The 26,420-nt window shown below is 63.2% G+C and carries 27 protein-coding genes and 2 tRNA genes; 7 read left to right on the top strand and 22 right to left on the bottom strand.

Features of this window, described 5'->3' with window-relative positions; translation table 11 throughout:
• Positions 1–21: 21 nt before the first annotated feature.
• The 6 genes from V4R08_RS13775 to V4R08_RS13750 form a co-directional block, all read right to left on the bottom strand.
• Positions 22–756 carry a TlyA family RNA methyltransferase gene (locus V4R08_RS13775; RefSeq protein ID WP_335579868.1) on the bottom strand — a complete coding sequence of 245 codons (735 nt, stop codon included), beginning with the start codon at positions 754–756 and terminating at the stop codon, positions 22–24.
• A gap of 144 nt (positions 757–900) precedes the next feature.
• Positions 901–2,829, bottom strand: a complete 1,929-nt coding sequence (gene dxs, locus V4R08_RS13770; RefSeq protein ID WP_335579867.1) for a 1-deoxy-D-xylulose-5-phosphate synthase — start codon at positions 2,827–2,829, stop codon at positions 901–903.
• Positions 2,830–3,398: 569 nt separating this feature from the next.
• Entirely contained in the window at positions 3,399–3,650 is a 252-nt protein-coding gene (locus V4R08_RS13765) for an exodeoxyribonuclease VII small subunit (protein WP_335579866.1), read from the bottom strand.
• Positions 3,651–3,720: 70 nt separating this feature from the next.
• Positions 3,721–4,650, bottom strand: coding sequence for a histone deacetylase family protein (locus tag V4R08_RS13760; RefSeq protein WP_335579865.1), 930 nt, complete (start codon positions 4,648–4,650; stop codon positions 3,721–3,723).
• A gap of 106 nt (positions 4,651–4,756) precedes the next feature.
• Positions 4,757–5,518: a crotonase/enoyl-CoA hydratase family protein gene (locus V4R08_RS13755; protein WP_335579864.1), complete on the bottom strand. Its 762-nt coding sequence runs from the start codon at positions 5,516–5,518 to the stop codon at positions 4,757–4,759.
• Between the two features lie 28 nt (positions 5,519–5,546).
• The gene (locus V4R08_RS13750; RefSeq protein ID WP_335579863.1) at positions 5,547–7,331 is read right to left on the bottom strand and encodes an acyl-CoA dehydrogenase family protein; all 1,785 of its coding nucleotides are present in this window, start codon (positions 7,329–7,331) and stop codon (positions 5,547–5,549) included.
• Positions 7,332–7,642: 311 nt separating this feature from the next.
• On the opposite strand from V4R08_RS13750, the gene V4R08_RS13745 reads away from it, so the two are divergent.
• From V4R08_RS13745 to V4R08_RS13735, 3 genes are all read left to right on the top strand, one after another.
• A tRNA-Gln gene (locus tag V4R08_RS13745) sits at positions 7,643–7,717 on the top strand.
• Between the two features lie 201 nt (positions 7,718–7,918).
• Complete coding sequence (locus tag V4R08_RS13740) at positions 7,919–8,575, top strand: TULIP family P47-like protein (protein WP_335579862.1); 657 nt, start codon at positions 7,919–7,921, stop codon at positions 8,573–8,575.
• Positions 8,553–9,026, top strand: a complete 474-nt coding sequence (locus tag V4R08_RS13735) for a TULIP family P47-like protein (protein ID WP_335580292.1) — start codon at positions 8,553–8,555, stop codon at positions 9,024–9,026. The genes V4R08_RS13740 and V4R08_RS13735 overlap by 23 nt, the downstream gene beginning before the upstream one ends.
• A gap of 84 nt (positions 9,027–9,110) precedes the next feature.
• Here V4R08_RS13735 and aroC read toward each other — a convergent pair whose 3' ends face one another.
• Together aroC and V4R08_RS13725 are read right to left on the bottom strand one after the other, a co-directional pair.
• Positions 9,111–10,211, bottom strand: coding sequence for a chorismate synthase (aroC, locus tag V4R08_RS13730; protein WP_335579861.1), 1,101 nt, complete (start codon positions 10,209–10,211; stop codon positions 9,111–9,113).
• A gap of 127 nt (positions 10,212–10,338) precedes the next feature.
• On the bottom strand, positions 10,339–10,932 hold the full coding sequence (locus tag V4R08_RS13725) for a histidine phosphatase family protein (protein ID WP_335580291.1): 594 nt from the start codon (positions 10,930–10,932) through the stop codon (positions 10,339–10,341).
• 38 nt (positions 10,933–10,970) lie between these two features.
• Here V4R08_RS13725 and V4R08_RS13720 point away from each other — a divergent pair, with 38 nt between their 5' ends.
• Positions 10,971–11,966: an alpha/beta fold hydrolase gene (locus V4R08_RS13720; RefSeq protein WP_335579860.1), complete on the top strand. Its 996-nt coding sequence runs from the start codon at positions 10,971–10,973 to the stop codon at positions 11,964–11,966.
• 122 nt (positions 11,967–12,088) lie between these two features.
• On the opposite strand, the gene V4R08_RS13715 is transcribed toward V4R08_RS13720, so the two are convergent.
• The 8 genes from V4R08_RS13715 to V4R08_RS13680 form a co-directional block, all read right to left on the bottom strand.
• The gene (locus tag V4R08_RS13715) at positions 12,089–13,105 is read right to left on the bottom strand and encodes a WD40 repeat domain-containing protein (protein ID WP_335579859.1); all 1,017 of its coding nucleotides are present in this window, start codon (positions 13,103–13,105) and stop codon (positions 12,089–12,091) included.
• Positions 13,105–14,166, bottom strand: coding sequence for a CobW family GTP-binding protein (locus V4R08_RS13710; RefSeq protein WP_335579858.1), 1,062 nt, complete (start codon positions 14,164–14,166; stop codon positions 13,105–13,107). Before V4R08_RS13710 ends, V4R08_RS13715 begins: the two co-directional genes overlap by 1 nt.
• Positions 14,167–14,312: 146 nt before the next feature.
• Entirely contained in the window at positions 14,313–15,239 is a 927-nt protein-coding gene (locus V4R08_RS13705; RefSeq protein ID WP_442935665.1) for a metal ABC transporter substrate-binding protein, read from the bottom strand.
• A gap of 11 nt (positions 15,240–15,250) precedes the next feature.
• Complete coding sequence (locus V4R08_RS13700) at positions 15,251–16,120, bottom strand: metal ABC transporter permease (protein WP_335579856.1); 870 nt, start codon at positions 16,118–16,120, stop codon at positions 15,251–15,253.
• A 7-nt stretch (positions 16,121–16,127) separates the two neighbouring features.
• A complete protein-coding gene (locus V4R08_RS13695; RefSeq protein ID WP_335579855.1) occupies positions 16,128–16,886 on the bottom strand; it encodes a metal ABC transporter ATP-binding protein in 759 nt (252 codons plus the stop codon).
• A gap of 1 nt (position 16,887) precedes the next feature.
• A complete protein-coding gene (locus tag V4R08_RS13690) occupies positions 16,888–17,076 on the bottom strand; it encodes a hypothetical protein (protein WP_335579854.1) in 189 nt (62 codons plus the stop codon).
• A 141-nt stretch (positions 17,077–17,217) separates the two neighbouring features.
• Positions 17,218–17,592 carry a fluoride efflux transporter CrcB gene (gene crcB / locus V4R08_RS13685; protein WP_335579853.1) on the bottom strand — a complete coding sequence of 125 codons (375 nt, stop codon included), beginning with the start codon at positions 17,590–17,592 and terminating at the stop codon, positions 17,218–17,220.
• 281 nt (positions 17,593–17,873) lie between these two features.
• The gene (locus tag V4R08_RS13680; protein ID WP_335579852.1) at positions 17,874–18,473 is read right to left on the bottom strand and encodes a superoxide dismutase; all 600 of its coding nucleotides are present in this window, start codon (positions 18,471–18,473) and stop codon (positions 17,874–17,876) included.
• Between the two features lie 248 nt (positions 18,474–18,721).
• Here V4R08_RS13680 and V4R08_RS13675 point away from each other — a divergent pair, with 248 nt between their 5' ends.
• On the top strand, positions 18,722–19,159 hold the full coding sequence (locus tag V4R08_RS13675) for a DUF2147 domain-containing protein (RefSeq protein ID WP_335579851.1): 438 nt from the start codon (positions 18,722–18,724) through the stop codon (positions 19,157–19,159).
• 25 nt (positions 19,160–19,184) lie between these two features.
• On the opposite strand, the gene V4R08_RS13670 is transcribed toward V4R08_RS13675, so the two are convergent.
• On the bottom strand, positions 19,185–21,656 hold the full coding sequence (locus V4R08_RS13670; protein WP_335579850.1) for a heavy metal translocating P-type ATPase: 2,472 nt from the start codon (positions 21,654–21,656) through the stop codon (positions 19,185–19,187).
• A gap of 55 nt (positions 21,657–21,711) precedes the next feature.
• On the opposite strand from V4R08_RS13670, the gene V4R08_RS13665 reads away from it, so the two are divergent.
• Both V4R08_RS13665 and V4R08_RS13660 read left to right on the top strand, forming a co-directional pair.
• On the top strand, positions 21,712–21,987 hold the full coding sequence (locus V4R08_RS13665; protein WP_335579849.1) for a metal-sensitive transcriptional regulator: 276 nt from the start codon (positions 21,712–21,714) through the stop codon (positions 21,985–21,987).
• A gap of 408 nt (positions 21,988–22,395) precedes the next feature.
• Positions 22,396–22,572, top strand: a complete 177-nt coding sequence (locus V4R08_RS13660) for a hypothetical protein (RefSeq protein WP_335579848.1) — start codon at positions 22,396–22,398, stop codon at positions 22,570–22,572.
• Between the two features lie 105 nt (positions 22,573–22,677).
• Here V4R08_RS13660 and istB read toward each other — a convergent pair whose 3' ends face one another.
• From istB to V4R08_RS13635, 5 genes are all read right to left on the bottom strand, one after another.
• On the bottom strand, positions 22,678–23,439 hold the full coding sequence (gene istB / locus V4R08_RS13655) for an IS21-like element helper ATPase IstB (RefSeq protein WP_335578154.1): 762 nt from the start codon (positions 23,437–23,439) through the stop codon (positions 22,678–22,680).
• 15 nt (positions 23,440–23,454) lie between these two features.
• Positions 23,455–24,993 carry an IS21 family transposase gene (gene istA / locus V4R08_RS13650; RefSeq protein ID WP_335578153.1) on the bottom strand — a complete coding sequence of 513 codons (1,539 nt, stop codon included), beginning with the start codon at positions 24,991–24,993 and terminating at the stop codon, positions 23,455–23,457.
• Between the two features lie 256 nt (positions 24,994–25,249).
• Positions 25,250–25,326: transfer RNA gene (locus V4R08_RS13645), tRNA-Met, on the bottom strand.
• A 410-nt stretch (positions 25,327–25,736) separates the two neighbouring features.
• On the bottom strand, positions 25,737–25,874 hold the full coding sequence (locus V4R08_RS13640; protein ID WP_335579847.1) for a hypothetical protein: 138 nt from the start codon (positions 25,872–25,874) through the stop codon (positions 25,737–25,739).
• A 206-nt stretch (positions 25,875–26,080) separates the two neighbouring features.
• The gene (locus V4R08_RS13635; protein WP_335579846.1) at positions 26,081–26,224 is read right to left on the bottom strand and encodes a hypothetical protein; all 144 of its coding nucleotides are present in this window, start codon (positions 26,222–26,224) and stop codon (positions 26,081–26,083) included.
• Between the last annotated feature and the right edge of the window lie 196 nt (positions 26,225–26,420).

Raw genomic sequence — 26,420 nt, 5'->3', positions numbered from 1 at the left:
CTCGTAATGACGGCAATGTGTTCAGCCACGACAGGCCCCGAGGAAGAATTCGATGTTGCCGTCACCGCCGGTGATTTGGGAGGGGAAGACGTCGATATCGGTGCATCCGAGCGTCGCCGCGAAGGCGGCGATGTCATCGCAGACTGCCCGATGCACCGCCGCGTCGCGGACGATGCCCTTCTTGATCGCGGCGCGCGGCGCCTCGAATTGCGGCTTGATCAGCGCCAGCAGATGCATCGGCGCCGCCGCCAGCGCCAGCGCGACCGGCAGAATGGCCTTCAGCGAAATGAAGCTCGCATCCATCACCACCACGTCCGGCCGCTGCGGCAGCCGCTTGCCTTCGAACGAGCGGATGTCGGTGGACTCCATTGACACCACGCGGGGATGGCCGCGCAGGCTCGGATGCAGTTGATCGCGGCCGACATCGACCGCGAAGACCAGGCTCGCGCCGCCCGCGAGCAGCACCTCGGTGAAGCCGCCGGTCGAGGCGCCGACATCGAGACAGACATGGTTCTCGATCTCGATCGGATAGCGTTCAAGCGCGCCGGCAAGCTTCACGCCGCCGCGCGACACGTAGGGGTGCGCAGGTTGAGCTTCGAGCGTGGTATCGACGGGAATCGTTTCGGAGACTTTGGTCACAGCCTTGCCGTTGGCGGTGACGAGCCCGGCCTCGATCGCAGCCTGCGCCCGCGCCCGGCTCTCGAACAGGCCGCGCTCGACCAGCAGCACGTCGGCGCGTTTGCGGGGAGAGGGCATGGTGCTGTCATCCAGGTATTTCAGTGCGTCATGCGCGGACTTGATCCGCGCATCCCTCCCTATTCGAAAGATGGATTGCCGGGCATAGGCAAGCGGAAGCGACGCCGTTCTTCGAACGGCTATGCCCGGTAATGACGAACAGATTCACGCCAGCTTGACGGTCTCGGTGTTGACGTCCTTGCCGATCGCCTCGAACACCTTGGCGACGATGCCCCTGGCATCGAGCCCGGCGCTGGCGTACATCGCATTCGGCGTGTCGTGGTCGAGAAACTCGTCCGGCAGCACCATCGCGCGCACGCGCACCAGGCCGCTGTCCAGCGCGCCCTGTTCCGCCAGCGTCTGCATCACATGGGAGCCGAAGCCGCCGATCGAGCCTTCCTCGATCGTGATCAGAACGTCGTGGTCGCGCGCGAGCTTCAGCACCAGATCGACGTCGAGCGGCTTCATGAAGCGGGCGTCGGCGATGGTGGTGGACAGGCCGTGCGCGGCAAGCTCGTCGGCCGCTTTCTCACAGTCGGCAAGGCGGGTGCCCAGCGACAACAGCGCGACCTTGCTGCCGTGGCGGACGATGCGGCCCTTGCCTATGGGAAGTGGAACGCCGACCTCGGGCATTTCGACGCCGCGGCCTTCGCCGCGCGGATAGCGCACCGCGCTCGGGCGGTCGTTGATCGCAACCTGCGTTGCGACCATGTGCACCAGTTCGGCCTCGTCGGAGGCGGCCATGATGACGAAGTTCGGCAGGCAGCCGAGATAGGCGTTGTCGAACGAGCCCGCATGGGTCGCGCCGTCGGCACCGACGAGGCCGGCGCGGTCGATGGCGAAGCGAACCGGCAGCGACTGGATCGCCACGTCGTGCACGATCTGATCGTAGCCGCGTTGCAGGAAGGTCGAATAGATCGCGCAGAACGGCTTGAAGCCCTCGGTGGCGAGGCCGGCGGCGAAGGTCACCGCGTGCTGTTCGGCGATGCCGACGTCGAAAGTGCGCTTCGGAAACGCCTTGTTGAAGATGTCGACGCCGGTGCCGGACGGCATCGCCGCGGTGATGGCGACGATCTTGTCGTCCTTCTCGGCTTCCTTGACGAGACTCTGGCCGAATACGTTCTGGTAGGCGGGCGCGTTCGGCTTGGACTTGGATTGCGCGCCGGTGGAGACGTCGAACTTGACCACCGCGTGATACTTGTCGGCGGCGGCCTCCGCCGGACCGTAGCCCTTGCCCTTTTGCGTTACGACGTGAAGCAGGATCGGGCCGTTCGCCATGTCGCGGACGTTCTTCAGCACCGGCAGCAGGTGATCGAGGTTATGGCCGTCGATCGGGCCGACGTAGTAGAATCCGAGCTCCTCGAACAGCGTGCCGCTATTGACCATGAAGCCGCGCGAATATTCCTCGACGCGCTCGGCGCGGTCGGCGATCATTTTCGGCAGGTGCTTGCCGAGCTGCTTGGCGGCCTCGCGCAGCGAGCGGTAGGTCTTGCCGGAATAAAGCCGCGACAGGTAGGCCGACATGGCGCCGACCGGCGGTGCGATCGACATGTCGTTGTCGTTGAGAATGACGATCAGCCGCGAATTCATCGCGCCGGCGTTGTTCATCGCTTCATAAGCCATGCCCGCGGACATCGCGCCATCGCCGATCACGGCGATGACGTTGTTCTTGGCGCCGGAGAGGTCGCGCGCCACCGCCATGCCGAGGCTGGCCGAGATCGAGGTCGAGGAGTGCGCGGCGCCGAAAGGGTCGTAGTCGCTCTCGGTGCGCTTGGTGAATCCGGATAGTCCGCCGCCGGTGCGCAGCGTGCGGATGCGGTCGCGGCGGCCGGTCAGGATCTTGTGCGGGTAGGCCTGGTGGCCGACGTCCCAGATCAGCCGGTCGCGCGGGGTGTCGAAGATGTAGTGGATCGCCGTGGTCAGTTCGACCACGCCGAGACCGGCGCCGAAATGCCCTCCCGTCACCGACACCGCATCGATGGTCTCCTTGCGCAACTCGTCCGCAACCTGCCGGAGTTGCTCGACCCTGAGCTTGCGCAAGTCGGCGGGGGTGCGGATGGTGTCGAGAAGCGGGGTCTTACTGAAATCGGTCACTGCGACATTCCAATTTTGCATGTCCGGGAGCCTCGAACGGTGATCGGACGCCAGCGCCACCGCGCAGCAGACGCCCATCGATCGCAAAACCTCCCGGGCTGGGAAGCTTGAGTCCGAAGTTTGGCTGATGCTCCGGCCGAGAACTGATAGAAGTCACTATTTATCGTGTCACCCGGTTCAATCATTTTTTGCAAGCTGCCTGAAGCGCTTACCGCCGCTTGAGCGCCGGCTGCGGAGCGGGTTCGGCAGCGCATAGTTCCAGAAGCGTTTATACCAAACCCGCAGCCAAAGCCAACGGGCAGGCCTTCTACTTGAGGCAACCCTTCCACTTAAGTAGGGACGGCTCTGCCGAAGGTTCAAGGCTTTCCGGAAGCCGGCCTGCCGGAAATCGGAACATTAACGCGGTCGAGGGGCTGAAGTTCAGCCCTGGAAACCGCTATCGGACGACAATCAATGACAATTAGTTCAGGGACACTTAATTAGTGATGTCGTTAACAATGTCGTTCCGGATGACCGGAGGGCGGACCACGCAGCGATCGGCCGGAGCAACTGCGGCGCGGGGTGACGCTTTATTGCACGTCGAGCGGTTCCGTGCCCGTAACCTGGCCGGAAGCGTCGGTGGTGATCTTCTCCACCCGCGCTTCGGCCTGGCGCAACAGTTCCTCGCACCGCCGCTTCAGCGCTTCGCCGCGTTCATAGATCGCGACCGATTCCTCAAGCGGGACCTTGCCGTCCTCCAGGCGCTTGACGATGGATTCGAGCTCCTCGATGGCATGCTCGAAGGAAAGTGTCTTCACGTCGGCAAGGGCATCTTCGGCCATCTGAGTTTTCCGGAATCGATTGCTTGCACGGGGTCATGAGGCGGTTTTTCGGGCATCACGCGACAGAATGTCACGCGCCCATCAATGCGGTGACATGCGCGGCCACCGACGCCTGCAACCCCTGCAAATCATAGCCGCCCTCGAGCACCGAGACAATTCGGCCTCCCGCGCTGGCGTTGGCAACATCCATCAATTTGCGGGTCACCCATCCGAAATCGCTCGCGCCAAGAACGAGACTTGCCAGAGGATCGCGACTGTGGGCGTCGAAGCCCGCGGAGATGATGAGGAGTTCGGGGGCGAATTTCCTGAGCCGGGGCAGAATCAGGTCCTCGAACGCGGCACGAAATTTGGCCCCGCCATCGCCCGCCGCCAGCGGTGCGTTGACGATGGTGTCGTGATCGCCGCGCTCGCTGGCGGCGCCGCTGCCGGGGAATAGCGGCATCTGATGCGTCGAGCAGTACATTACCGTTCGGTCGGCCCAGAAGATATCCTGCGTGCCGTTGCCGTGATGCACATCGAAGTCGACCACGGCCACGCGGCCGATCCCGTGCTTGCGCTGGGCGTGGCGCGCCGCGATCGCCGCCTGGTCGAAAAAGCAGAAGCCCATCGCTCTGCCGGTCTCGGCATGATGTCCCGGCGGGCGCGTGGCGACGAACGCGTTGCTTGCGTTGCCGGCGATGACGGCCTCGGTCGCCGCGATTGCGCCGCCGACGCCGCGCATCACCGCCTCCCATGTCCCCGGCGACATCGAGGTGTCGCTGTCGAGATAGACCAGACCGTCCGACGGCGCGATATGCCGGAGTTCGCCGATATAGTGCTCGTTGTGACAGAGTGCGACCGAATCCAGCGATCCTTCCGGCGCCTCGCCGCGCGCCAGACTTTTGAAACGATCCTCGGCCAGCACCTCATCGATGGCGCGAATCCGGTCCGCCCGCTCCGGGTGGCCGGGCGGCGTCAGATGATCGAGACTGGCGCGATGCGTGAGAACGAGAGTTGTCATGCCATATCCTGACCGCCGCGCTGGCATCGCGCGCGGCGGCGAAGGGTCAATCTACCCGGTTGCGCGAGGTTCCGAAAGGGTGCCATGTGCTCCCGCGCCGAGGCTGTCATTCCTTCTTGCGCGTGAAAAAGGCCTGGAACGCGGCGATCGCTTCCTCCGAGCGCAGCCGCTCGGCGAACAGGTGACTTTCCTGGTCGATCCGGCGCGTCAGCTCCTCCGGCGGCGGTTTCAAAAGCTTGCGCGAAAGGGCGACGGCTTCTGCCGGCAGCGTGCAAATCTCGCGGGCGACTTTTCCGGCCTCGGCCTCGGTGTGACCCGGCGCGACCACGGTATTGACGAAACCCGCCTCGCGGGCCTCGTCCGCGCTGAGCGTGCGGCCCATTACCAGCATGGCGAAGGCGCGCTGATGCCCCATGGTCCGCGGCGCCAGCAGACTGGACGCGCCTTCCGGCACCAGACCGAGATGAATGAAGGGCGTCGAGAACGTCGCCGTCCTGCCGGCGAGGACGTGGTCGCAGTGGAACAGCATTGTGGTGCCGATGCCGATGGCGATGCCGTCCACCGCTGCGACCAGCGGCTTGGTATTGTGCGCCAGCGAGTAAAGGAACGTTACGGCGTCGGAGGCGCGGGGCGCGCCGCCGCCGGACGTGCCGTCGTTCAGGAAGTCGTCGAGGTCGTTGCCCGCCGTGAACACGCCCGCGCCGCCGGCGATGACGATGCAGCGGATCGCCGGATCGTTTTGCGCGCTGTCGATCGCGTCGCTCATCGCGCGATACATCTCCCGGGTGATCGCGTTCTTCTTCTCAAGGCGCCGCATGGTGATGACGCGGATGGCGTCGGCGTCACTGACGATGAGATGACCGGTCATGACGTACTCGCTGTCCCGTGTGCGCGATTCAAGAGAGCAAAACCGCGTCGGCGCCGTTCACGGCATCGGCGCCGTCGATCACGGTGCGCTCCAGCGCTGGTGCCTGCACCGCGATGTTTTCGGCGAAGAAGCGTGCCAGCGTGACAAAACGCCGACAATCGCCGAACTCGTCGCCGAGATCGCGCGCCGCGAGCGCTTCTTGCGCGAGTTTGCATCCGCCGAGCGTCGATCCGAACAGCTGCAGATACGGGGTCGCGCCGGCCAGCGCATCGTTCGGCGACGACGTCAGCCGCTCCAGCAGCCATCTGCTGGCGCGTTCGAGCGACCTGAGCGCGTCGTGCAGTTTCGCGCCCGTGGTGCCGAACGCGGGGTCGTTCGAGGCTTCCACACGCTTGACGGTCTTCGACAGTTCGTCGAGCAGCGCCCACACCGCCGCGCCGCCGTCGCCGCCGAGTTTCCGCGTCACAAGGTCGATCGACTGAATGCCGTTGGTGCCCTCATAGATCGAGGTGATGCGCGCGTCGCGATAATGCTGCGCCGCGCCGGTCTCCTCGATAAAGCCCATGCCGCCGTGAACCTGAATACCGAGAGAAGCGACCTCGTTGCCGATGTCGGTCGAGAACGCCTTTGCGACCGGCGTCAGCAGCGCGCCGCGGGCGGCGGCGGCTGCGCGCACGTCAGGATCGGTGGCGCGCGCCGCCACATCGAGCGCGACGGCCGTGGCGTAGCTGATGGTGCGGGCGGCGGCGGTGAGCGCGCGCATCTGCATCAGCATGCGCTTGACGTCGGGATGAACGATGATGGCGTCCATGCCGTCGCCGGATTTGCCGACCGCGCGGCCCTGCTTGCGCTCCCGCGCATAGGCCAGCGCCCGCTGGTAGGCGCGTTCGGCGACACCGACGCCCTCGAGTCCGACACCGAGCCGGGCCTGATTCATCATCGTGAACATGCACTGCATGCCGCGATTTTCCTCGCCGATCAGGTAGCCGACGGCGCCACCGTCGTCGCCCATGGTCATGGTGCAGGTCGGCGAGGCGTGGATGCCGAGCTTGTGCTCGATGCCGCTGGCGTGGATGTCGTTACGCGCGCCGAGCGAGCCGTCCGCGTTGACGAGAAATTTCGAAATCAGGAACAGGGAAATTCCCCTGGTGCCCGCCGGCGCATCGGGCAGGCGCGCGAGCACGAAATGCACGATGTTGCCGGTCATGTCGTGGTCGCCATAGGTGATGAAGATCTTGGTGCCGAAGATGCGATAGCTGCCGTCGGGTGCGCGTTCGGCCCGGCTGCGTAAGCTGCCGACATCCGAGCCCGCTTGCGGCTCGGTCAGTTGCATCGTGCCGGTCCATTCGCCGGACACCATCTTTTCGAGATAGATTGTCTTCAGCGCGTCGCTGCCATGGGCGGCGAGCGCCTCGATCGCGCTGAGCGTCAGCAGCGGGCATAGACCGAACGCGATATTCGACGCGCTCCAGATCTCTGTGCAGGCGGCGTTGATTGCGAGCGGCAATCCCTGTCCGCCAAAATCCTCCGGCCCCGAGACGGCGTTCCAGCCCGCCGCCGTCCAGCGCCTGTAGGCATCGGCCCAGCCCGGCGCGGTCGTGACGCGGCCGTCCTGCAGCCTGGCGCCGTGCTGGTCGCCAGTACGGTCGAGCGGCGCCAGCACCTCGCTCGCGAACCGGCCGGCTTCCTCCAGCACCGCCGCCGTGATCCCGGTATCGTAGTCGCCGTAGTGGCCGGCCTCGACCGCGGCCTTCAGCCCGGCGCCATGGTTGAGAGCAAGGAGCATGTCGCCGATCGGTGCGCGATAGGTCATCATGGTGCCTCGCGAGCAATGGTCTGACAGGGTAGGTCCCTCCTGTCATATTTACATATAAATATGAACTATGAGCCCACTTCCTGCGAACCGGGCGGCCCTCAACTCTTTCAGGCAAGTGCGGCGATGCCGCCCGGCCTCAAGGTCGGTTCCGGCCGGGCTACCATTCCAGACCGGACAACTCGGCGCAGGTTTGAAGCGGGCCAAACCGCCTTCGGGCGTCTCTAGCCGGTTGAAAAAACAGGGCTCTCTCTATAGACCGTCGAGGCCCGAGGAATCCGCGACACCACGTTCCGCGCCTTCCGGGCCGTTGGGGCGTAGCCAAGCGGTAAGGCAGGGGATTTTGATTCCCCCATGCGGAGGTTCGATTCCTCCCGCCCCAGCCAGTCAGTCGTGCTCTCGGCCAAGCTCTCCAAGAACCGCGAGAATGGACCGGAAATCTCGGCTTTTCGCGCATTCAATTTTGTCTCCGGACACCCGGTTCGTGTGGCACGCAAGTTCGTATGGCGCTATCCGGGATAGTCCGGGATTTGCCGGTAACCCGTGGGAAGTTGCTGCCGAGCGGAATACCGACGTCGCAAAACCTGGTGCCAGATATTAAGAGGGTCAGCCAGCAGACCGGCCCCGGCCTGCCGACACCGGTTAATCTGCTCGATCCGGGCAAGCATCTGAGCCCCGCGCAGCATGCGCTGGTGTTTGCCCTTCTGCCGCAGTTTCTGGTGAGCGTCGCCCCGCAAATCACTTTCGTTCTGGCGACGGTCAACTTTGCCAGGCCGGCAACGGATTCCTGGCTTGCGCCGGTCAAGGCCGACTACGCGTTCATGCACAAGAACGACGGCAGCAACTATCTGGGCATTCTGGCGGTGACCACCGACCGCGACGTGTCCAGGTTACAGCGAACCATCGATGACCAGATCGTCTCTGGATCGAACAATGCCGGACTGTTCATCTCCGAATCTTTATTCATGGAGAATGTCATCATTCCGGTTCTGGAGAGGGCCTATCCACACGCGGGAAAGTCGAATTTCTACTGGACCGGACGCGAGATCAAGGCACACCGATCGTTCGGAGCCGGGTCGGTCAAGAAGGGTGCCATCACCTACCATCCGAAGATCAACTCTTTCGACCTGACGCTTGTCGGTGGGACTCTCGATACATCGCTGTCCGGGGACTGCGATCTGAAAGCTGGAATCCACATGAGCTACAACGCCAGCTCCAGCAATTCGTCGCGGTTCGGCCAGTAACCCGCTTGGCGATGGCACTTCCCTTTCTGGCAATTTCGCTGCCTGGCAACTGACCACCGGTGCGGACGGAGAAAATGTCAATGTGCTGGTGCCTGCAAGCTCGGGCACGTTCATCTTCGGCGGCAAGAACTATGATCTGACCGGCGTGACCGCCACGGCACAGTATCATCTCAATGTGATCCCACCGAATGCACCTCCCACCAAGCCGACAAAAACCGGCACCAAGCACAATATCGTCGTCAGTGACCAGGCGCCCGGTCCCAACGTTTCCCCGGTCTCTGTCGTTTTTATCGATGTTCCGGCAGCGACTTCGGCCAAATGGCCGAGCGGAATGTCAGTAGAGGCGGTGAAGAGGCTTCTCCTCGCCGCCATGGGGATCTACCTCAATGCCAACATAAAGGACTTCACACAGAATATAGCGTTTTCGAGCGAAGCATGTCCTTGGGCTTGACCCGAGGATGGATACCGGTTCGCGCAAAGAAAACGCGTCAAATCAAAATCATAGAGCCCCGCTTCTAGCTAGCCGCGAGAAACCTCAGCGCGGGCCGACCTGCCCGCGATGACGCAAGAAATGATCGGCCAGCACGCAGGCGACCATGGCCTCGCCCACCGGCACCGCGCGGATGCCGACGCAAGGGTCGTGGCGACCCTTGGTGAGAATATCGGTGTCTGCGCCGTTGCGATCGACGGTCTTGCGCGGCGACAGGATCGACGAGGTCGGCTTCACCGCGAACCGCGCCACGACCGGCTGGCCGGTCGAGATGCCGCCGAGAATGCCGCCGGCGTGGTTGGACAGAAACACAGGGCCGTTGTTGCCCATATTGGACGAAGAACTGCGCATCTCGTCGGCATTGTCCTCGCCGGACAATTCCGCAGCGCCGAAGCCGGCGCCGATCTCGACGCCCTTGACCGCGTTGATGCTCATCAACGCCGCAGCGAGGTCGCCGTCGAGCTTGGCATAGATCGGCGCGCCAAGTCCCGCGGGCACCCCTTCGGCCACCACCTCGATCACGGCGCCGATCGACGAACCGCTCTTGCGGATGCCGTCGAGATAGCTCTCGAAGAACGCGGCCTTATCCTTGTCGGGACAGAAGAACGGATTCCTCGCGATCTCGTCCCAGTCCCATTTCTCGCGGTCGATTCTGTGCGGCCCCATCTGCACCAGCGCGCCGCGCACGGTCACGCCAGGCACGATCTTTCGCGCTATGGCGCCGGCAGCAACGCGCGTCGCGGTCTCGCGCGCCGAGGAGCGGCCACCGCCGCGATAGTCGCGCAGGCCGTATTTGGCTTCATAGGTGAAGTCGGCGTGGCCGGGGCGAAACTTGTCCTTGATGTCGGAGTAATCCTTCGAGCGCTGGTCGGTGTTCTCGATCAGCAGCGCGATCGGCGCGCCGGTGGTGACCTGCCCGCTCGCGGTTTCCATCACGCCGGACAGGATTTTAACCTGATCGGCCTCCTGCCGCTGCGTGGTGAAGCGCGACTGGCCGGGGCGACGGCGATCGAGATCGCGCTGGATCTCTTCAACCGTCAGGGCCAGCTGCGGCGGGCAGCCGTCGACCACGCAGCCGATCGCAACCCCGTGGCTCTCGCCAAAGGTCGTGACCCGGAACAGATGGCCGAAGGTATTGTGGGACATAAACAATCCGCAGCAGCGAAATCACTACTTCTCGTAGCGGCATGTTGCGAAAATCGCAACATTCGTCACCGCCGGGTTCGTCCAGGCTTGATCCGGGCATGACGGCGATCTTCATGCGGAACACATATCAGCTATGCTTCGCCAGACCGTCCTTGCCGAACACATACACCGCGCCCTGCTCTATCCGCAGGCTGGCGGCGGCTTGCGGCGTCTGAAGGCCGAGCACGACCATCAGCGCCCGCGCCGTGCCGCTATGCGCCACGGCGACGGTGCCCGACTTCAGCGAGCGATACCAGTCGCCCAACCGCGAAGTGGCCGAGGCGTAGCTTTCGCCGCCCGGCGGCGCCACGCTCCATTTGTCGACCTCGCGGGCCGCGAAGACATCGGGATGGGCGGCCTGCATCTGTGTCAGGGTCAGGCCTTCCCAGTGTCCGTAGCCGACTTCGCGCAGGCGGTCGTCGACCGAATAGTCATGCGGCGGCAGACTCAGCACGCCGCGCATCAATTCCATGGTTTTGCGCGCGCGGGACAGCGGGCTCGTGACGAAACCCAATCCAAAGGGGTCGCGGCCCTCGCGCGCAAACAGTTCGCGCAGAATATCGCCCGCCTTCACCGCCTCGGTACGGCCGAGATCGTTGAGCGGAATGTCCTGCAAGCCCTGGAAGCGGCCAACGGCGTTCCATTCGGTCTTGCCGTGGCGGATGTAGTAGATGGTGTGCATGTCAAGGGTAGTCGAGGTGGGCACGACGGCGAGAATTGATGCGCCGAGATATACACTATTTCGAGTTCAGCGAAATACGGGGCAGCGATGCAACGCTGACCCATATCGCATCCGGGACACGCGAGGCGGCGGCCCTCTTCCGCAGCCGGCGTTTTCAGGTCATCTTCCCGCCGCAGCATCATCACAACCGGAGGTTTGATCGAATGGCGACCGGAAGCATCACCACGGACGCGGGCCGGATCGCGTATCGGCAATCCGCCGGCACCGGAAGCGCCATCGTTCTGGTTCATGGCAACTCGGCGTCGTCGAAGGCTTTTGCACGACAACTGGATGGACATCTCGGCCGGACCCATCGCATGATTGCGTTCGACTTGCCGGGCCACGGCGAGTCCGACGATGCGGCCGATCCCGCCGCGACCTACACCCTGCCGGGCTATGCACGCGTGCTGCACGATATCGTCGCGCATCTTGACGCCACGGATGCGGTTTTCGTCGGCTGGAGCCTCGGCGGACATATCGTGCTGGAGGCCGCGCCCGACCTACCGCAGGCCAGGGGTTTTGCGATCTTCGGCACGCCGCCGTTTGGGTTTCCGCCCGCGGTCAAGCAGGCATTCCTGATGCATCCGGCGATGGCCTGCACCTTTTCGCGCGAGCTTTCCGAAAAGCAGGCGCGGGGCTATGTCGCCGCGGCCTTCAGACCCGGCGTCGCCGATCTGCCGGCTTTCATGATCGACGACGTGCTGCGAACGGACGGCCACGCTCGCAAGAATCTCGGCGCAAGCATCACGCCGGGCGGCTTTCGCGACGAGGTCGCGGTTATCGCCGGCCTGACCCGGCCGCTCGCGGTGCTGCACGGCGCAGAGGAGCAACTCATCAACGGCGATTACGTCAAGACGCTGGCGATGCCGACGCTGTGGCGCGGCGCCGTCCAGAGCATCTCTGGCGCCGGGCATATCCCGCAGTGGGAGCAGGCGGAAACCTTCAACACGCTGCTTGATGACTTCGCGCGTGACTGCGGACAACGCCGGAGCTAGAGCGTTTTCAAGCGAGCATGTCCTCGGGCTTGACCCGAGGATGGCTACCGGTTCGCGTCAAGAAAATGCGTCGAAACAAAAACTTAGAGCCCGCTTCTGATTCCACCAGAAGCGGAAAGACTCTAGAGATCCACCAGCCCCGCATCGCCGTTCTGCAGGGCGAAAGCCAGTATCGAGCCCTTCGCATTCCAAGCCAGCGCGGCGACAGGTGCAGCACCGTCGCGGCGGACGACAACCTTGGCGCCGTTGGTGAGCCGCACCATCAGGATGGTGCCGTTGTCGTAACCGGCGGCGAGGAAGTCCTGCGTCGGATGGCAAGCGACCGCGGTGACGCGCGCCTCCAACTGCGCCAGCATAGCCGGTTCCTTGTCCATCGGACCGTCTTTGCTGGCGAACGGCCATACCACCACCCGGTCCGCGCCGGACGTGGCCAGAAATTTTCCACCCATGCCCCATGACATGGATTTGACGCGGCTGGGATAGCCGGTCATCTGCATGTGCTGCGCATCCGCCAGCCGCCAGCCGTGCAGCGCCGACTCGTGCATGGTGGTGATGAGAAACCTGCTGTCAGGACTGAACGCGACGCCAAGGTGCGAACCGGCCCATTCCAGCCGCTCCGGCTTCGCCGTCATGTTCGGAAACCACAGCGACACGCCGTTGTAGTGCGCGAGCGCGAGCCGCAGGCCCTTCGGCGCGAACGCAAGTCCTCCGACGCTCGATGGCGCTTCGAGCGACTTGTCCTCACCCTTGAGCCCGCGCACGAACGCGGTCTTGCCGGCGGACCATGCAAGCGTGCCATCGGGATGGAGCGCGACGTTGTCGATCCAGCGGCGTTTTTCGTCGGTCACAAGAACCGACCTCTCGCCCTTCATATCAAGCGCGACAACCTTGCCGTCGTCGCCGCCGGTGACGATCCGCGTACCGTCCGAAACCGACGACAGGATCGCGCCGCCATGAACGGTCACCGCAATTTTCTCGCCGTCACCGGAAACAAGCGTGATCGTTTCCTCGTCCCCGACGAATGCGGCGCGATCGCCGATGAAGTACAGGGCTCCGACGGGCGTACCGATGGCTACGGGACGCACGCGCTCGCCGACCGAGGCGATGGAATTCTGCTGGGAAGCGTTGGATACGGTCATCACGCGGCGATGCAGTTCTGGAAGCCATCGCGGATCAGCGCTTCCGGCAATTCACGGCCAATGAAGACGAGACGGCTTTGGCGCTTCTCGTCCGGCTTCCATTCGCGCTGGCGGCTGCCCTCCAGCATCATGTGGACGCCTTGGAAGACGTAGCGATCGTCATCGCCGCTGAACGCCATAATACCCTTCGAGCGCAGGATCTTCTGCCCCTCCGCCGCCAGAAGCTCCTGTAGCCACGGCATGAACTTGTCCTGATCGAGCGGCTTGTCCGAATGCAGCGACAGCGACTGCATGTCCTCGTCGTGATAATGCTTCAACCCGTGATCATGCCCATGATTATGGTCGTCGTGATCGTGGTCGTGATGATCGTGGTCGTGATGATGATCGTGACCGTCATCCTTGAGGAAATCCGGCTCGAGTTCGAGGATACGGTCGAGGTCGAACGCGCCGCGTTCCAGAACATCCGATAGCGCCACCTGGCAGCGCTCGGTGCGATGCAGCTTGGCATAGGGATTGATGCCGCGAATCCGCGCTTCCACCTCGGCCAGTTCCGGCTTCGATACCAGGTCGGTCTTGTTCAAAACGATGACGTCGGCGAAGGCGATCTGGTTTTTGGCCTCGGGCGCATCCTTCAGCCGCTCGCTCAGCCACTTGGCGTCGGCCACCGCCACCACGGCATCGAGCCGCGCATTTTTCTGCACGTCCTCGTCGACGAAGAAGGTCTGCGCCACCGGCGCCGGATCGGCGAGGCCCGTGGTCTCCACGATGATGGCGTCGAACTTGCCCTTGCGCTTCATCAGTCCTTCGAGAATGCGCACGAGGTCGCCGCGCACCGTGCAGCAGACGCAGCCGTTGTTCATTTCGAACACTTCCTCGTCGGCGCCGATGATCAGGTCGTTGTCGATGCCGACTTCGCCGAATTCGTTGACGATCACGGCGTATTTCTTGCCGTGATTTTCGGACAGGATACGATTCAAGAGCGTGGTCTTGCCGGCGCCGAGATAGCCGGTCAGCACGGTTACGGGGATTTTCGTCGAGGCGGGAGCGTTTACATCGGACATCAGCTGAACTCGGGGCTGCTCCCCTCCCTTTGCAGGGAGAGGTTGGGGGGGTCAATAGCGCGCGCAGACATTCATTCAGCGACCGCCCTGGCCGCTTCGCGACCGACCCTCTCCTAGGGGAAAAGGCAAAAGAAGGCGCCGCCCGACTATTCCGCCAGCGCGCTCGTCAGCGCCTTTATATTATGCCTGACCATGTCAATGTAAGTGGGGGCATCGCCCTTTTCGTCACTCAAACTGTCGGAATACAGGGTCCCGCCGATCCGCGCCCCGGATTCGGCGGCGATTTGGCGGATCAGCCGCGGATCGCTGAGATTTTCCAGAAAAATGGCCGGGATTTTTGCGGTTCTGATCTGCGTGATGGTCGCAGCGATGTCGCGTGCGCTCGGCTCGCTGTCGGTCGAGACCCCCTGCGGGGCGATGAAGGCGATCCCGTAGGCCGCCTCGAAATAGCTAAAGGCATTATGGGTCGAGATCACCTTGCGGCGCGCAAGTGGAATCCGGGCCACCGCCTCACGAACCTCGCGATCCAGCGCATCCAGTTTCGCCAGATAGGCCGCCGCGTTGGCCCGATAGACCGCCTCGCCGGCGGGGTCGGCCGCGATCAGCCCGTCGCGAATATTGGCGACATAGATTTTGGCATTGACGACGGACTGCCAGGCATGGGGATCGGCCGAACCATCGCCGTGGCGCGTGCCGGACGTTTCACCGGCAACGATCCCGCGCGACGGAACGCCGGTGGTCGCAACCACGATCGTCGCATTGCCGCCCGAGGCCTGCACCAGCCGCGGCAGCCAGCCTTCGAGGCCGAGGCCGTTGACAATGACCAGTTTCGCGGCCGCGACCTTCCTGGCGTCTGCCGGCGCCGGGGTGAACACATGCACGTCGCCGTCGGTCCCGACCAGCGTTGTGACATCGGCCCGCGCGCCGCCGACGGCCCGCGCGAAATCGCCGAGGATCGAGAAGCTCGCAACGACGTCGATGCGGTCATCGTTGTGACTTTGGGCGCGGGCGGGAGCCAATGCCGCCAGCACCATCGCGATCAACCAGAATCCGAGAACGCGAGACCGCACCATGGCGTTCATCGTCACGCTTCGAGATGGGGTGCGGGGAAGAACCGCCGAAGCATCCCGCCGACGCTTCCAAACAGCACCGACACCACATAGAGCACTGAGGCCACCAGGATGATCGCCGGACCGGACGGCACCTTGCTGTGAAACGACAGCACCAGTCCGGCGTAGCCGGACAGCATCGCGCTGACCACGGCGATCACCATCATGCCGGTGATGTCGCGCGACCAGAATCGCGCGATTGCCGCCGGCAGCACCATCAGCCCGACCGCAAGCAAGGTGCCGAGAGCATGAAAGCCATTGACCAGATTGACGACGATCAGTGCCAGAAACGCCAGATGCGCCGGCGCCCCGGCGCGGCTCACCGTGCGCAGAAACAACGGATCGACGCACTCGATCACCAACGGGCGATAGATCACCGCGAGCACCACAAGCGTCATGGTGGCATTGACCGCGATCACCAGCAGCGTCTGGTTGTCCATCGCAAGGATGTTGCCGAACAGCACATGCAGCAGATCGATGTTGGTGCCCTTGACCGACACTATGGTGACGCCTAGCGCCAGCGACGCCAGATAGAAGGTCGCCAGCGAGGAATCCTCTTTCAATTCGGTGACGCGCGACACCACCCCCGCCAGAATCGCAACTGCGAATCCCGCGATCAACCCGCCGACGGTCATCGCAAACAGATTGAGGCCCGACAGCAGGAAACCCACGGCCGCACCCGGCAGGATCGCGTGCGCCATCGCATCGCCGACCAGACTCATCCGCCGCAGCATCAAAAACACGCCGATCGGCGCGGCGCCGAGCGCGAGCGCAATCGCCGCCGCCAGCGCACGGCGCATGAATTCGAAATCGGCGAAGGGAGCGACCAGAAAGTCGTAGGCCATGAATGCCTCAAGCCGCGCGCGGCGGCAGCACAGGCGCCGCGCAGGCGGCCGCCCCATCGTCGAAGGCTTCGCACATCTGCCGGGCCCGCGACAGGTTGTCGGTCGTCAGCACCTGCGCCGTCGGCCCCCATGCCACCGCGCCGCGCGCGAGCAGCAGCGTCTCGGGAAAATTCGTGCGCACCAGATCCATGTCGTGCAGCGCCGCGAGCACAGTGCGCTGCTCCTCATGCCATCGCCGCACCAAAGCGAGCAGATCGGCCGACGTCTTGGCGTCGATAGCGTTGAACGGCTCGTCGAGCACGATCACGCCGGCATCCTGCAACAGCACCCGTGCGAACAGCATCCGCTGCATCTGCCCGCCCGACAGCGTGCCGATGGGACGGTTTTCGAACCCGTTGAGGCCGACGGCCGCGAGAGCTTCAACAACCCGCCGACGCTCGCGCCTGCCGAGTCCGCCGAACGCACCGGTGGCGCGCCACAACCCGGAGCCGGTGAAATCGAACACCGAAATCGGAAAGCTGCGGTCGATCTCCGCGCTCTGCGGCAAATAGGCGATGTCGCGGACGTCGAGGTCACCGCAGGCGATCGATCCGGCCAGCGGCTTCAGGATGCCGACGATGCCGCGAAACAGCGTCGACTTGCCCGCGCCGTTCGGGCCGACCACCGCCAGCAGGGCACCGGACGCGATCTCACCGCTCAGATGATGCACAGCCGGATGCCGGTCATAGCCGAGGGTGACGTCGCGGAATTGCAGTTGCGCTGCCATCTCACCGCATCGCCAGCAGCACGGCGGCCCAAAGCCCGGCGCTGGCCGCAAGCGCAGTCCCGAGCCGTGCAACCAGCGCCATCCGCAGGATCGACCACGGCACCGCCTGGGGCGGATGCGGCGACGCCGATCCATGGATGTGTCCATGCCCATGGGCCTGACCATGGTCGCGATCGTGAGAATGGAGCACTTGAATACGCTTTCCGACCCCGGAACGAGATTAAGGAGTCAAACCGTCGAAATCCGGCCTACAACCGTTATATTATAACATCACAGGTGTCCAGCGGACAACCCGGCTTCGCGACCCGAGGCGCGTTCAACAACCCCCGCCTCAGGTCAGATGGCGGACCAGCGCGAGACCGGCAAACAGGCCTGCGACCGCCAGAACGACCGATCCGGCCGCGTAGAGGGCCGCGAGACCGATCTCGCCGCGCTGGTACAGCAGCGCGGTATCGAGCGAGAATGTCGAGAAGGTGGTGTAGCCGCCGAGAACACCGGTCATGACGAACAGCCGCCACGGCTGCGCGACGCTGCCCCTGAATGCAAGATAGCCGGCAATCAGGCCCATCACGACCGAGCCCGAAACATTGATGAGAAACGTGCCGAACGGAAAATGCGTGCCGAAAGCGCGGGCACACAACACGTTGACCGCGTGGCGCACGGTCGCGCCGAGGCCGCCGCCGACAAAAACCAGGAGGTAATTCATCGTTTGTCCCCGCCATCGAGGCGACGCATCGGCAATAGCGTCGTTTTGCCGAAAATCACCAGATCACGATGATTTTGGATCGAATCGATCCAAAATCATAAACGTGATCGATACCAATATTTAGAGCGGAATGCGGGCGGAAAACCGCCACGCACTTTTCCTTATCCCGCTCTTCGCGGCAAGGCGAAGCGCCGCCGCCACGCTTTCAGGGCCGATTAAAAAAGGCGGCACCGCCGCGCCGCCTTTTTGAGTTCTCACACCGGGATTCGCCCGCGCGGTTGTCAGCTGGCCTTGGAGAACAGTTCGTCGACGTAGTCCCAGTTCACCAGATTATCGAGGAACGCCTTGAGATAATCGGGGCGACGATTGCGGTAGTCGATGTAATAGGAGTGCTCCCAGACATCGCAGCCGAGAATCGGAATCGCGCCTTGAACCAGCGGATTTTCGGCGTTCGCCGTCTTGGACACCTGGAGCTTACCATTCTTCACTTGCAGCCACGCCCAACCCGAACCGAACTGTCCGGCGCCGGCCGCGGCGAAATCGGTCTTGAATTTGTCCAGACCACCCAAATCCTCGTTGATCTTCTTCTCCAGACGGCCGGGCAGTTTGTTGCCGCCGCCCTTTGGCTTCATCCATTTCCAGAAATGCAGATGGTTGTAGTGCTGACCTGCGTTGTTGAAGACTGATGGGTTCTTGCCGTGCGAACTCTTGACGATGTCCTCAAGCGATTTTCCCTCGTACTCGGTCCCCTTGAGCGCGTTATTGCCGTTGGTCACATAAGCCTGATGATGCTTATCGTGATGATATTCCAAGGTTTCCTTGGACATATAGGGCGCTAGCGCGTCATGGGCATAAGGAAGGTCCGGAAGCGTGAAGGTCATGGGTTATTGTCCGAATTATGGAGATTAAAGGGGGCCTGACGGGATCCCCCGATCAGGGGTTCTCAGCCAGTACATGCTACAATAGCCGTTACATACCATAACATAAGGGTGGTCAACGCTGAGTATCCAGTCTTGCAGGCTGCGTATTCATGAGACGCGCGGCTGACCGTTCCCTGCCGCCGCCACAGCCGGGCGTTGCACAACTCGGTTTTTTTGTTATGCACACCGGAATATATCCGGAGGTTGTCATGCTCGTGCGATCTGGTTTTGCGATTGCAATCCTTGCCGTCCTGTTATCTGTCGCCGACGCACAGACACCGGCCGACCCCACCGGCATCTGGTTGACACAAGCCGGTGACGCCAAAGTCCGTGTCAGCAGATGCCGCGGCGGAATTTGCGGCGTTGTGGTCTGGTTGCGCAGCCCGATCGATCCCGCGACGGGAAGGCCGGCCGTCGACGACAAGAATCGCAACCCGGCGCTGGCTAGGCGACCGGTAATCGGGTTGCCGCTGTTCCATGGCATGTCGCAAAGCGGCCCGAACAAATGGTCCGGCAGGATCTACAACGCCGATGACGGCAACACCTATGCCAGCAACATCTCCGTCGCGGGACCCGGCGCTCTGCGCGTCGAAGGCTGCGTCGGTGTACTGTGCAGCGGAGAAATGTGGACACGTTCCCGCCGCTGACGAACAGGAGCGACCGGCACCGCCCTCAAAGCCTCGCAGCGCGCAGCCGCAGCGCGTTGCCGACGACGCTCACCGATGACAGCGCCATCGCCGCCGCCGCCACGATCGGGGACAGCAACAGGCCGAAGATCGGATAGAGAACTCCGGCCGCTATCGGGATCCCGGCGGCATTGTAGATGAAGGCGAAGAACAGGTTCTGCCGGATGTTGCCCATTGTCGCCTCGGAGAGACGGCGGGCGCGAACGATCCCCATGAGATCGCCCTTGAGCAGCGTCACCCCGGCGCTCTCCATGGCGATGTCGGTCCCGGTGCCCATGGCGATACCGACATCGGCGGAGGCGAGCGCCGGCGCATCATTGATGCCGTCTCCGGCCATCGCCACGACATGCCCCTCAGTCTGAAGTCGGGTGACGACGGCGCTCTTCTGCTCGGGCAGAACATCCGCCTCGACATCGGCGATGCCAAGCTGCTTTGCAACCGCGTTGGCGGTGGTGCGATTGTCGCCGGTCAGCATGATGACCTTGATGCCCTCGCCCGCCAGCGCTTTCAGGGCCTCCGATGTCGACGGCTTCACGGGATCGGCGACCGCGAGCAGACCGGCCAGCTTGCCGTCGAGTGCGATGTTGATGACGGTGGCGCCGTCGGCGCGCAGTTGTTCGGCCCGAGGGGCCATGCCGTGAACGGCAACGTGCCCGGATTCAAGAAACGCGGCCGAGCCGATCAGCACCGTCCTGCCCTCGACCTTTCCGATCACGCCCTTGCCGGCCGGTGCATCGAACTCCTGCACCTCGCCCAACGGCAGATCGCGTTGCCTTGCGGCGGCCACGATAGCCTCCGCCAGCGGATGTTCGCTGGATCGCTCGACGCTTGCGGCAAGCCGCAGCAGGTCGTCTTTCTGAAAACCTTCCGCCGCCTCGATGGCGACGAGCCTCGGCCTGCCTTCGGTCAAGGTGCCGGTCTTGTCGACCACCAGCGTGTCGACCTTCTCCATGCGCTCAAGCGCTTCGGCGTTCCTGATCAAAACGCCGGCCTGCGCACCGCGTCCAACTCCCACCATGATCGACATCGGCGTGGCGAGTCCGAGCGCGCACGGACAGGCGATAATCAGCACGCTCACTGCTGCAACCAGGCCGAAGGCCAGACGCGGCTCAGGTCCGACGAAGGCCCAGACCGCGAATGCCACAACGGCCGCAGCGATCACGGCGGGCACGAACCAGCCGGCCACCCGATCGGCCAGACGCTGGATCGGCGCGCGGGACCGCTGCGCCTGCGCGACCATCTGCACGATCCGGGACAAGAGCGTATCGCGGCCAACCTTTTCGGCCTGCATGACGAAGCTGCCGGAGCGGTTGATGGTGCCGGCGATCACGCTGGCGCCCGCCTCTTTGCTGACCGGCATGGATTCACCGGTCACCATGGATTCATCGAGCGACGATCTGCCCTCGGCGATGACGCCGTCCACCGGCACCTTCTCGCCGGGACGAACCCGGAGCCGGTCGCCGACGGCCACGTCATCGAGCGCCACGTCGTGGTCCGCGCCTGACAGATCGACACGGCGCGCGGTCTTCGGCGCGAGATCGAGCAGCGCCTTGATCGCGCCCGAAGTCGCCTCGCGCGCGCGCAGCTCAAGCACCTGCCCGAACAGCACCAGGATCGTGATGACCGCCGCCGCCTCGAAATAAACCGCGACCGCACCGTCGTGTCCGCGAAAGGCCAGCGGAAACATCGTGGGCGCAAAGGTGGCGGCAAGGCTGTAGATATAAGCGACGCCGGTGCCCATCGCGATCAGCGTGAACATGTTGAGGTTGCGGGTCATCAGCGACTGCCAGCCGCGCACGAAGAACGGCCAGCCGGCCCAGATCACCACCGGCGTAGCAAACGCGAGCTGGATCCAGTTCGACAGCGTTTGTCCAACCCAGCCATGCGTTCCGGCAATATGCCCGCCCATGTCCAGCGCGACCACAGGCAAAGCGAGGATCAATCCGATCCAGAACCGGCGCGACATATCTGCGAGTTCAGGATTGGGCGCGTCGTCCAGCGACACCAGCTCAGGCTCCAGCGCCATGCCGCAGATCGGACATGCGCCGGGGCCGACCTGGCGGACGTCCGGATGCATCGGACAAGTGTAGATGGTGCCTTCGGGCACATCCGCCGGCGGCGCCCTGGACTTGTCGAGATACGACTGCGGCGCGGCGGCGAATTTGGTTCGGCAGCCGGCAGAGCAGAAATGATAGGTGGTGCCGTGATGATCGAAGCGATGCTTGCTGGTTTGCGGATCGACGGTCATGCCGCAGACGGGATCGAGAACCTTTCCATCATTCGTGTCAGCGTGATGATCGTGATGATGTGCGTGCGCGCCGGGGGCATGTGCCGTCGCAGCTTCCCCGCCGCAGCAGCCCGATCCGCTTGATGCGCTGACGGATGATGCGGCCTGCTTCTCGGCTGCGCAGCCGCAGCCATTTCCATTTTTGGACTCTGTCTGCCCCGCTGTGCTCATCCGGATCTCCGCAATCGGCCTTGCAGTATATACCCTGGTGGGGTATATAGACCGGATGCGCGAGAGTATCAAGACATCCTGCCGGAAGCGCCTCAATCGGATCGAAGGCCAGGTGCGCGGCCTGTCCCGAATGGTGAACGAAGACCGCTATTGCATCGACATCGTGACGCAGATCTCGGCAGTTCGCGCCGCGCTGCGGCGCGTCGAGGAGGAAGTGCTGAAGGATCACGTGGCGCATTGCGTCGAGCACGCGATCACAAGCGGCGACAAGGCCGATCAGCGCCGCAAGATCACAGAACTAATGGCCGTTATCGAGCGGGCTAACAGATAGTTTGAGGGAATGTCACCGACGGCCGGATGCGGCTTGACAGCTTGGTAGGCGGTCATCATCGCGATCGGCGTTTTCCATGACCGGGCAAAGCGCGGGCGGAATAAGTACTGAAGGGAACTCGGCGCCAGCACGCGCCATCCCTCAATTTGTCTCATCGGCGCGGACGGCAAACAGAACTTGTCGAAGCGCCGTAGCCGGCCTTCGGCAACTTCGCCGGGATAATAGACGTCGACACGGCCGGGGCCGAGATGAAGCGAATCGACGGGAGCTGGACAAGCTAATGAAGCTCCTCCTGCCGTCGGACAACGACGACGCCCTCACCCGAATGAAGGAGCTTGAGGCTCGCGCGAAGGAAGCGAAAGCTTTCCTGCAAGAAGTGGAGGAACCGCCATCCTCCTGCATCCGAACATGACACATCATTATGTCCAGGTCGACGAGCTCTATGCGACGCTTCGGGAGGATTCAGAAGAAAAGCGGATGGTCTTAGCCGACCTGACCCGGTCACTGGTGAATGAAATCACCCCCACGCCCGAGAATGGTGAGCTTCAGATTGGTGTCCGCGGCGATTTGTGCGCATTTCGGTGATCGTGAGCGGCGATTTCACTCGATGGTGAGCGCTCGTTTCATTTGATCGTGAGCAGACATTTCAGGCGATCATGAGCAGCCGCTTTGGCCGACTTGGTGATTGGTTCAGGGGTTCGCGGCTTCGTCAAGCGTTCTGTTTCGCGCGTTCTGTTTTCGCATGCTTTCTCCGCTGAGTTGGAGGCGGTGGGCGTTGTGAACGAGGCGGTCCAGGATGGCGTCGCCCAATGTTGGGTCGCCGATGACGGCGTGCCATTGATCGACCGGGACCTGGCTGGTGACGACGGTGGAGGCGCGACCGTGGCGATCATCGAGGATCTCGAGAAGGTCGCGTCGCTCTGACGGGTTGAGCACCGACAGGCCCCAATCGTCGAGTACCAGCAGCTGCACGCGGCTGATGGTTTTGAGCAGGCGGCCATAGCGGCCGTCGCCGCGGGCCAGCGCGAGCGCCTCGAACAGGCGGGGCACGCGATGGTATTGGACCGATCGATTGTCGCGACAGGCCTTGTGGCCAAGTGCACAGGCAATCCAACTTTTGCCGAGCCCGGTTGCCCCGGTGATCAGCAGGTTCTGATGACGGGCGATCCAATCGCCGGCGATCAATTTGGCGAACACAGCGCGATCGATGCCGCGCGGCGTGCGCAGGTCGATATCTTCCACGCATGCGTTTTGCCGAAGGGCTGCGAATTTGAGGCGGGTGGTGAGACGTTTGGTGTCGCGCTCTGCGGCCTCGCGATCAACCAGCAAGCCGACGCGCTCCTCGAACGACAGCGCGTTGAGATCGGGTGATCGTCGTTGTTCCTCCATGGCCTTGGCCATGCCGGTCAAGCCGAGCGTGATCAGCCGTTCGTGGGTAGGATGTGTCAGCATAGGGATCTCCAGGGTTCAGTGGAAATAGTCCTGACCGCGGATGTTGCCGTGGCGCAGGGGGTGGTCGTCGGTTGCCTCGTCGAGGAATGCGCGATCCAGTCCGTTCTTGAGGATCGAACGGATCGAGGCGACGGAATGCGCCTTGATCAGGATGCCGCGCCGGCAGGCGGCGTCGATGCGGGCATCGTCGTAGCTCCTGGTCAGCGCCAGGATGCCGAGGCAGGTGCGAAAGCCTTGTTCTGGATGCGGCCGGGCCGCGATGACGGCCTGGAAAAACGCCGCGGTCGATGGGCCGATCTTCTCGCCGGCGGCGATCAGCCCTCCCGGCGTCCACTTGCCGTAGCGGCGATGCGCGCTCGGCATGTGGTCGGCAATTGTGGTGTGGCCGCGCCGGTTCGGCGCACGCGGGTGGCTGGCAATCCTCTGGCCCTTGTGGAAGATCTCGACCGTCTTGTCGGTGATGCGAACATCGACGAGTTCACGGATCAGGCGATACGGCGTGGAATACCAATGGCCATCGACCTCGACGTGATAATCGGGGGCGACGCGGCAACGCTTCCAGCGCGCAAAGACATAGGGCTGCTCCGGCAACTCCCCCAGCTTGGGACGGTCGACCTCGGCAAACAGTTCGGCACGGCTGGTGCCGAATCCGCGCATCTGCCGGGCGTTGAGCTCGACAACCAGGGTACGAATCGCAGCATTCAGCTCTGCCAGGGAAAAGAACCGTTGATTGCGCAGGCGCGCCAAAATCCAGCGCTGTGCGATCTGGACGGCGACCTCGACCTTGGCCTTGTCCTTCGGTCGTCTCGGCCTCGCCGCAAGGATCGCGGTGCCGTAATGACCGGCCATCTCGGCATAGGTTCGGTTGATCCCGGGATCGTAGCGATCGGGGTTGGTCACGGCGGCCTTGAGATTATCGCAGACCACGAACTTCGGCACGCCGCCGAGATACCTGAACAGGTTGGTATGCACGCCGATCCAGTCGGACAGGCTCTCGCTTGGGCAAGCCTCGGCGTAGGTGTAGTTCGAGGCTCCCATCGCCGCGACGAACAGCTTCATGGCGTGCGCTTCGCCGGTGATCGGATCGACGACGTCGATGGTGTCGCCGGCAAAATCAACGAACACCTTCTCCCCGCCGATGTGGGTCTGGCGCATCGACGGGCGCACGCGGTTCTTCCAGGCCTCGAAGGTCGTGCAAAACCAGGTGTAGCCAAAGCCGTCCGGATTGGCGGCGCGATACTCTTCCCAGAGCAGCAGGCGCGTCACGCTGCGGCGGCGAAGCTCCTTCTCGACAAAAGCCCAGTCCGGTATCGGGCGCCGGTCGCTTTGCGACGCTGACGCCGGTGCCGGGAATAGCAACAGTTCCAAGCCATCGTCGTCCATTCCTTCCGGAAGTGGCCAGGCGAGCCCCGCCAGGCGCGCTCGCCGCACGTAGCCATGGACCACGCCATTACTCACCCCCAAGGTCCGCGCGATGACCCGCTCGGTCAACCCTTGGTGCCTCAAACGTAAAACTTCTCTGATCCGGCGCATCGACAATCTCTCGGTAGGCATCGGGCTTCCTCATCGGTTGAATGAGGAACCCGTAACCCGGTTGAGTTTGTCGGCCGAAGCGTCAGGCACCCGCGAAAGGGGTGCTCACGATCGCCTGAAATCGCTGCTCACGATCCCGCGAAATCCCTGCTCACGATCATCTGAAATCGGTGCTCACGATCCCGCGAAACACGCAGCGATTTGGTCGAAATCCTTTGCTTATCGATCAAAAGCAGCAAAAGGCCCGCCACAAGGGCGGGCCAATCGTAAGTTGAGATGGTTGCGGGGGCAGGATTTGAACCTGCGACCTTCAGGTTATGAGCCTGACGAGCTACCGGGCTGCTCCACCCCGCGCTAAGCTTCTGCGCGCCTTCGAAAATCCATGTCGGATGGTGCTTCATCGGCACTCAAAGCACCGATTAATTCCGTCCTTAGGATCCTGAGAAGGCGACCCGGGCAAACGCCCGCAGCGCGAAGCGTATGTACCAACACAGGTTTGCTTTGGAAAGGGCTGCAGCTCATATTTTCTGAGTTTTATGATGCCCACAGGCCAACCCATACCGTCTTGGCCATCCCGCGCAGGTTTCCCTCGATCTTGCGGGCGACGTCGCGAACCACGCGACCGAGAAAAGGTGCGCAAGCTTTTTGAGCCTCCGGCTGGCACGCTTGAATGCCTGAACATGGGCATGGCGTGATGCTCGATCACAGGGTGAGCTTGCCCACCATCGCATAAGGCTCGCGCAAAACCACCCGATGGCGGAGCGTCAGCCACCCCAGTTCTCGCGCGCCCGGTTCAAAAGCTTCGCATCGGTGGGGAACGTCACGTTCTTGATCTGCATCGTGGTGTCGACGATCACCCGCGGCAACTCCGACAGGCAGGATCGCCTTGGTCCAGGTGTCAACCGACGGGCTCCCCTGGATCGTCGCAGCAACCACTCTTCGCCCATTCGGTTGCGCCAGCACGTCAGCGACGGGCGATCAAACACCAACCGTTGCTGGAAGAACTCTTCGCCGCAGAAGTATTGGTAACAGGTGTCTCGACTTGCCGTTCGCACAGCACCTCGTCGGACAGATCAATAAGTGTGTTTGAGATCGCCAGGCCCCGCCATCAAGCGGGTCGGCAACGGTGGCCGGCCTCTCCGGTGTAGGTCTCGCCGAACTGCTCCTCCAGAAGCCCCCAACTCACCGTGCGGCCGAGCGTCACCAGCGAGTCCTCATATGTCGATGATTTGATCGAACCGAGAGCGGCCAAAGATCCTGCTCTCCCGTCTCGCCCTGCTCCCGCGGTCGCATAGCCCCCTCGATCACCCAAAGCAGTCCGACGCGAGGGAATGCACAAATCAAGTTTGCAAGGAATCTTGCTCCAAAGCCCCCACGTTCCAGCAAATCCAGTTACACAGAAATGCCGTTTTCGGATTCCAAATCAGCGGCTTGGGACGTCTTCACGG

The sequence above is a fragment of the Nitrobacter sp. NHB1 genome (assembly GCF_036964665.1).
Classification (GTDB): domain Bacteria; phylum Pseudomonadota; class Alphaproteobacteria; order Rhizobiales; family Xanthobacteraceae; genus Nitrobacter.
The sequence above is the reverse complement of the archived record's forward strand: the minus strand, read 5'-3'. Positions and strand labels throughout refer to the sequence as shown.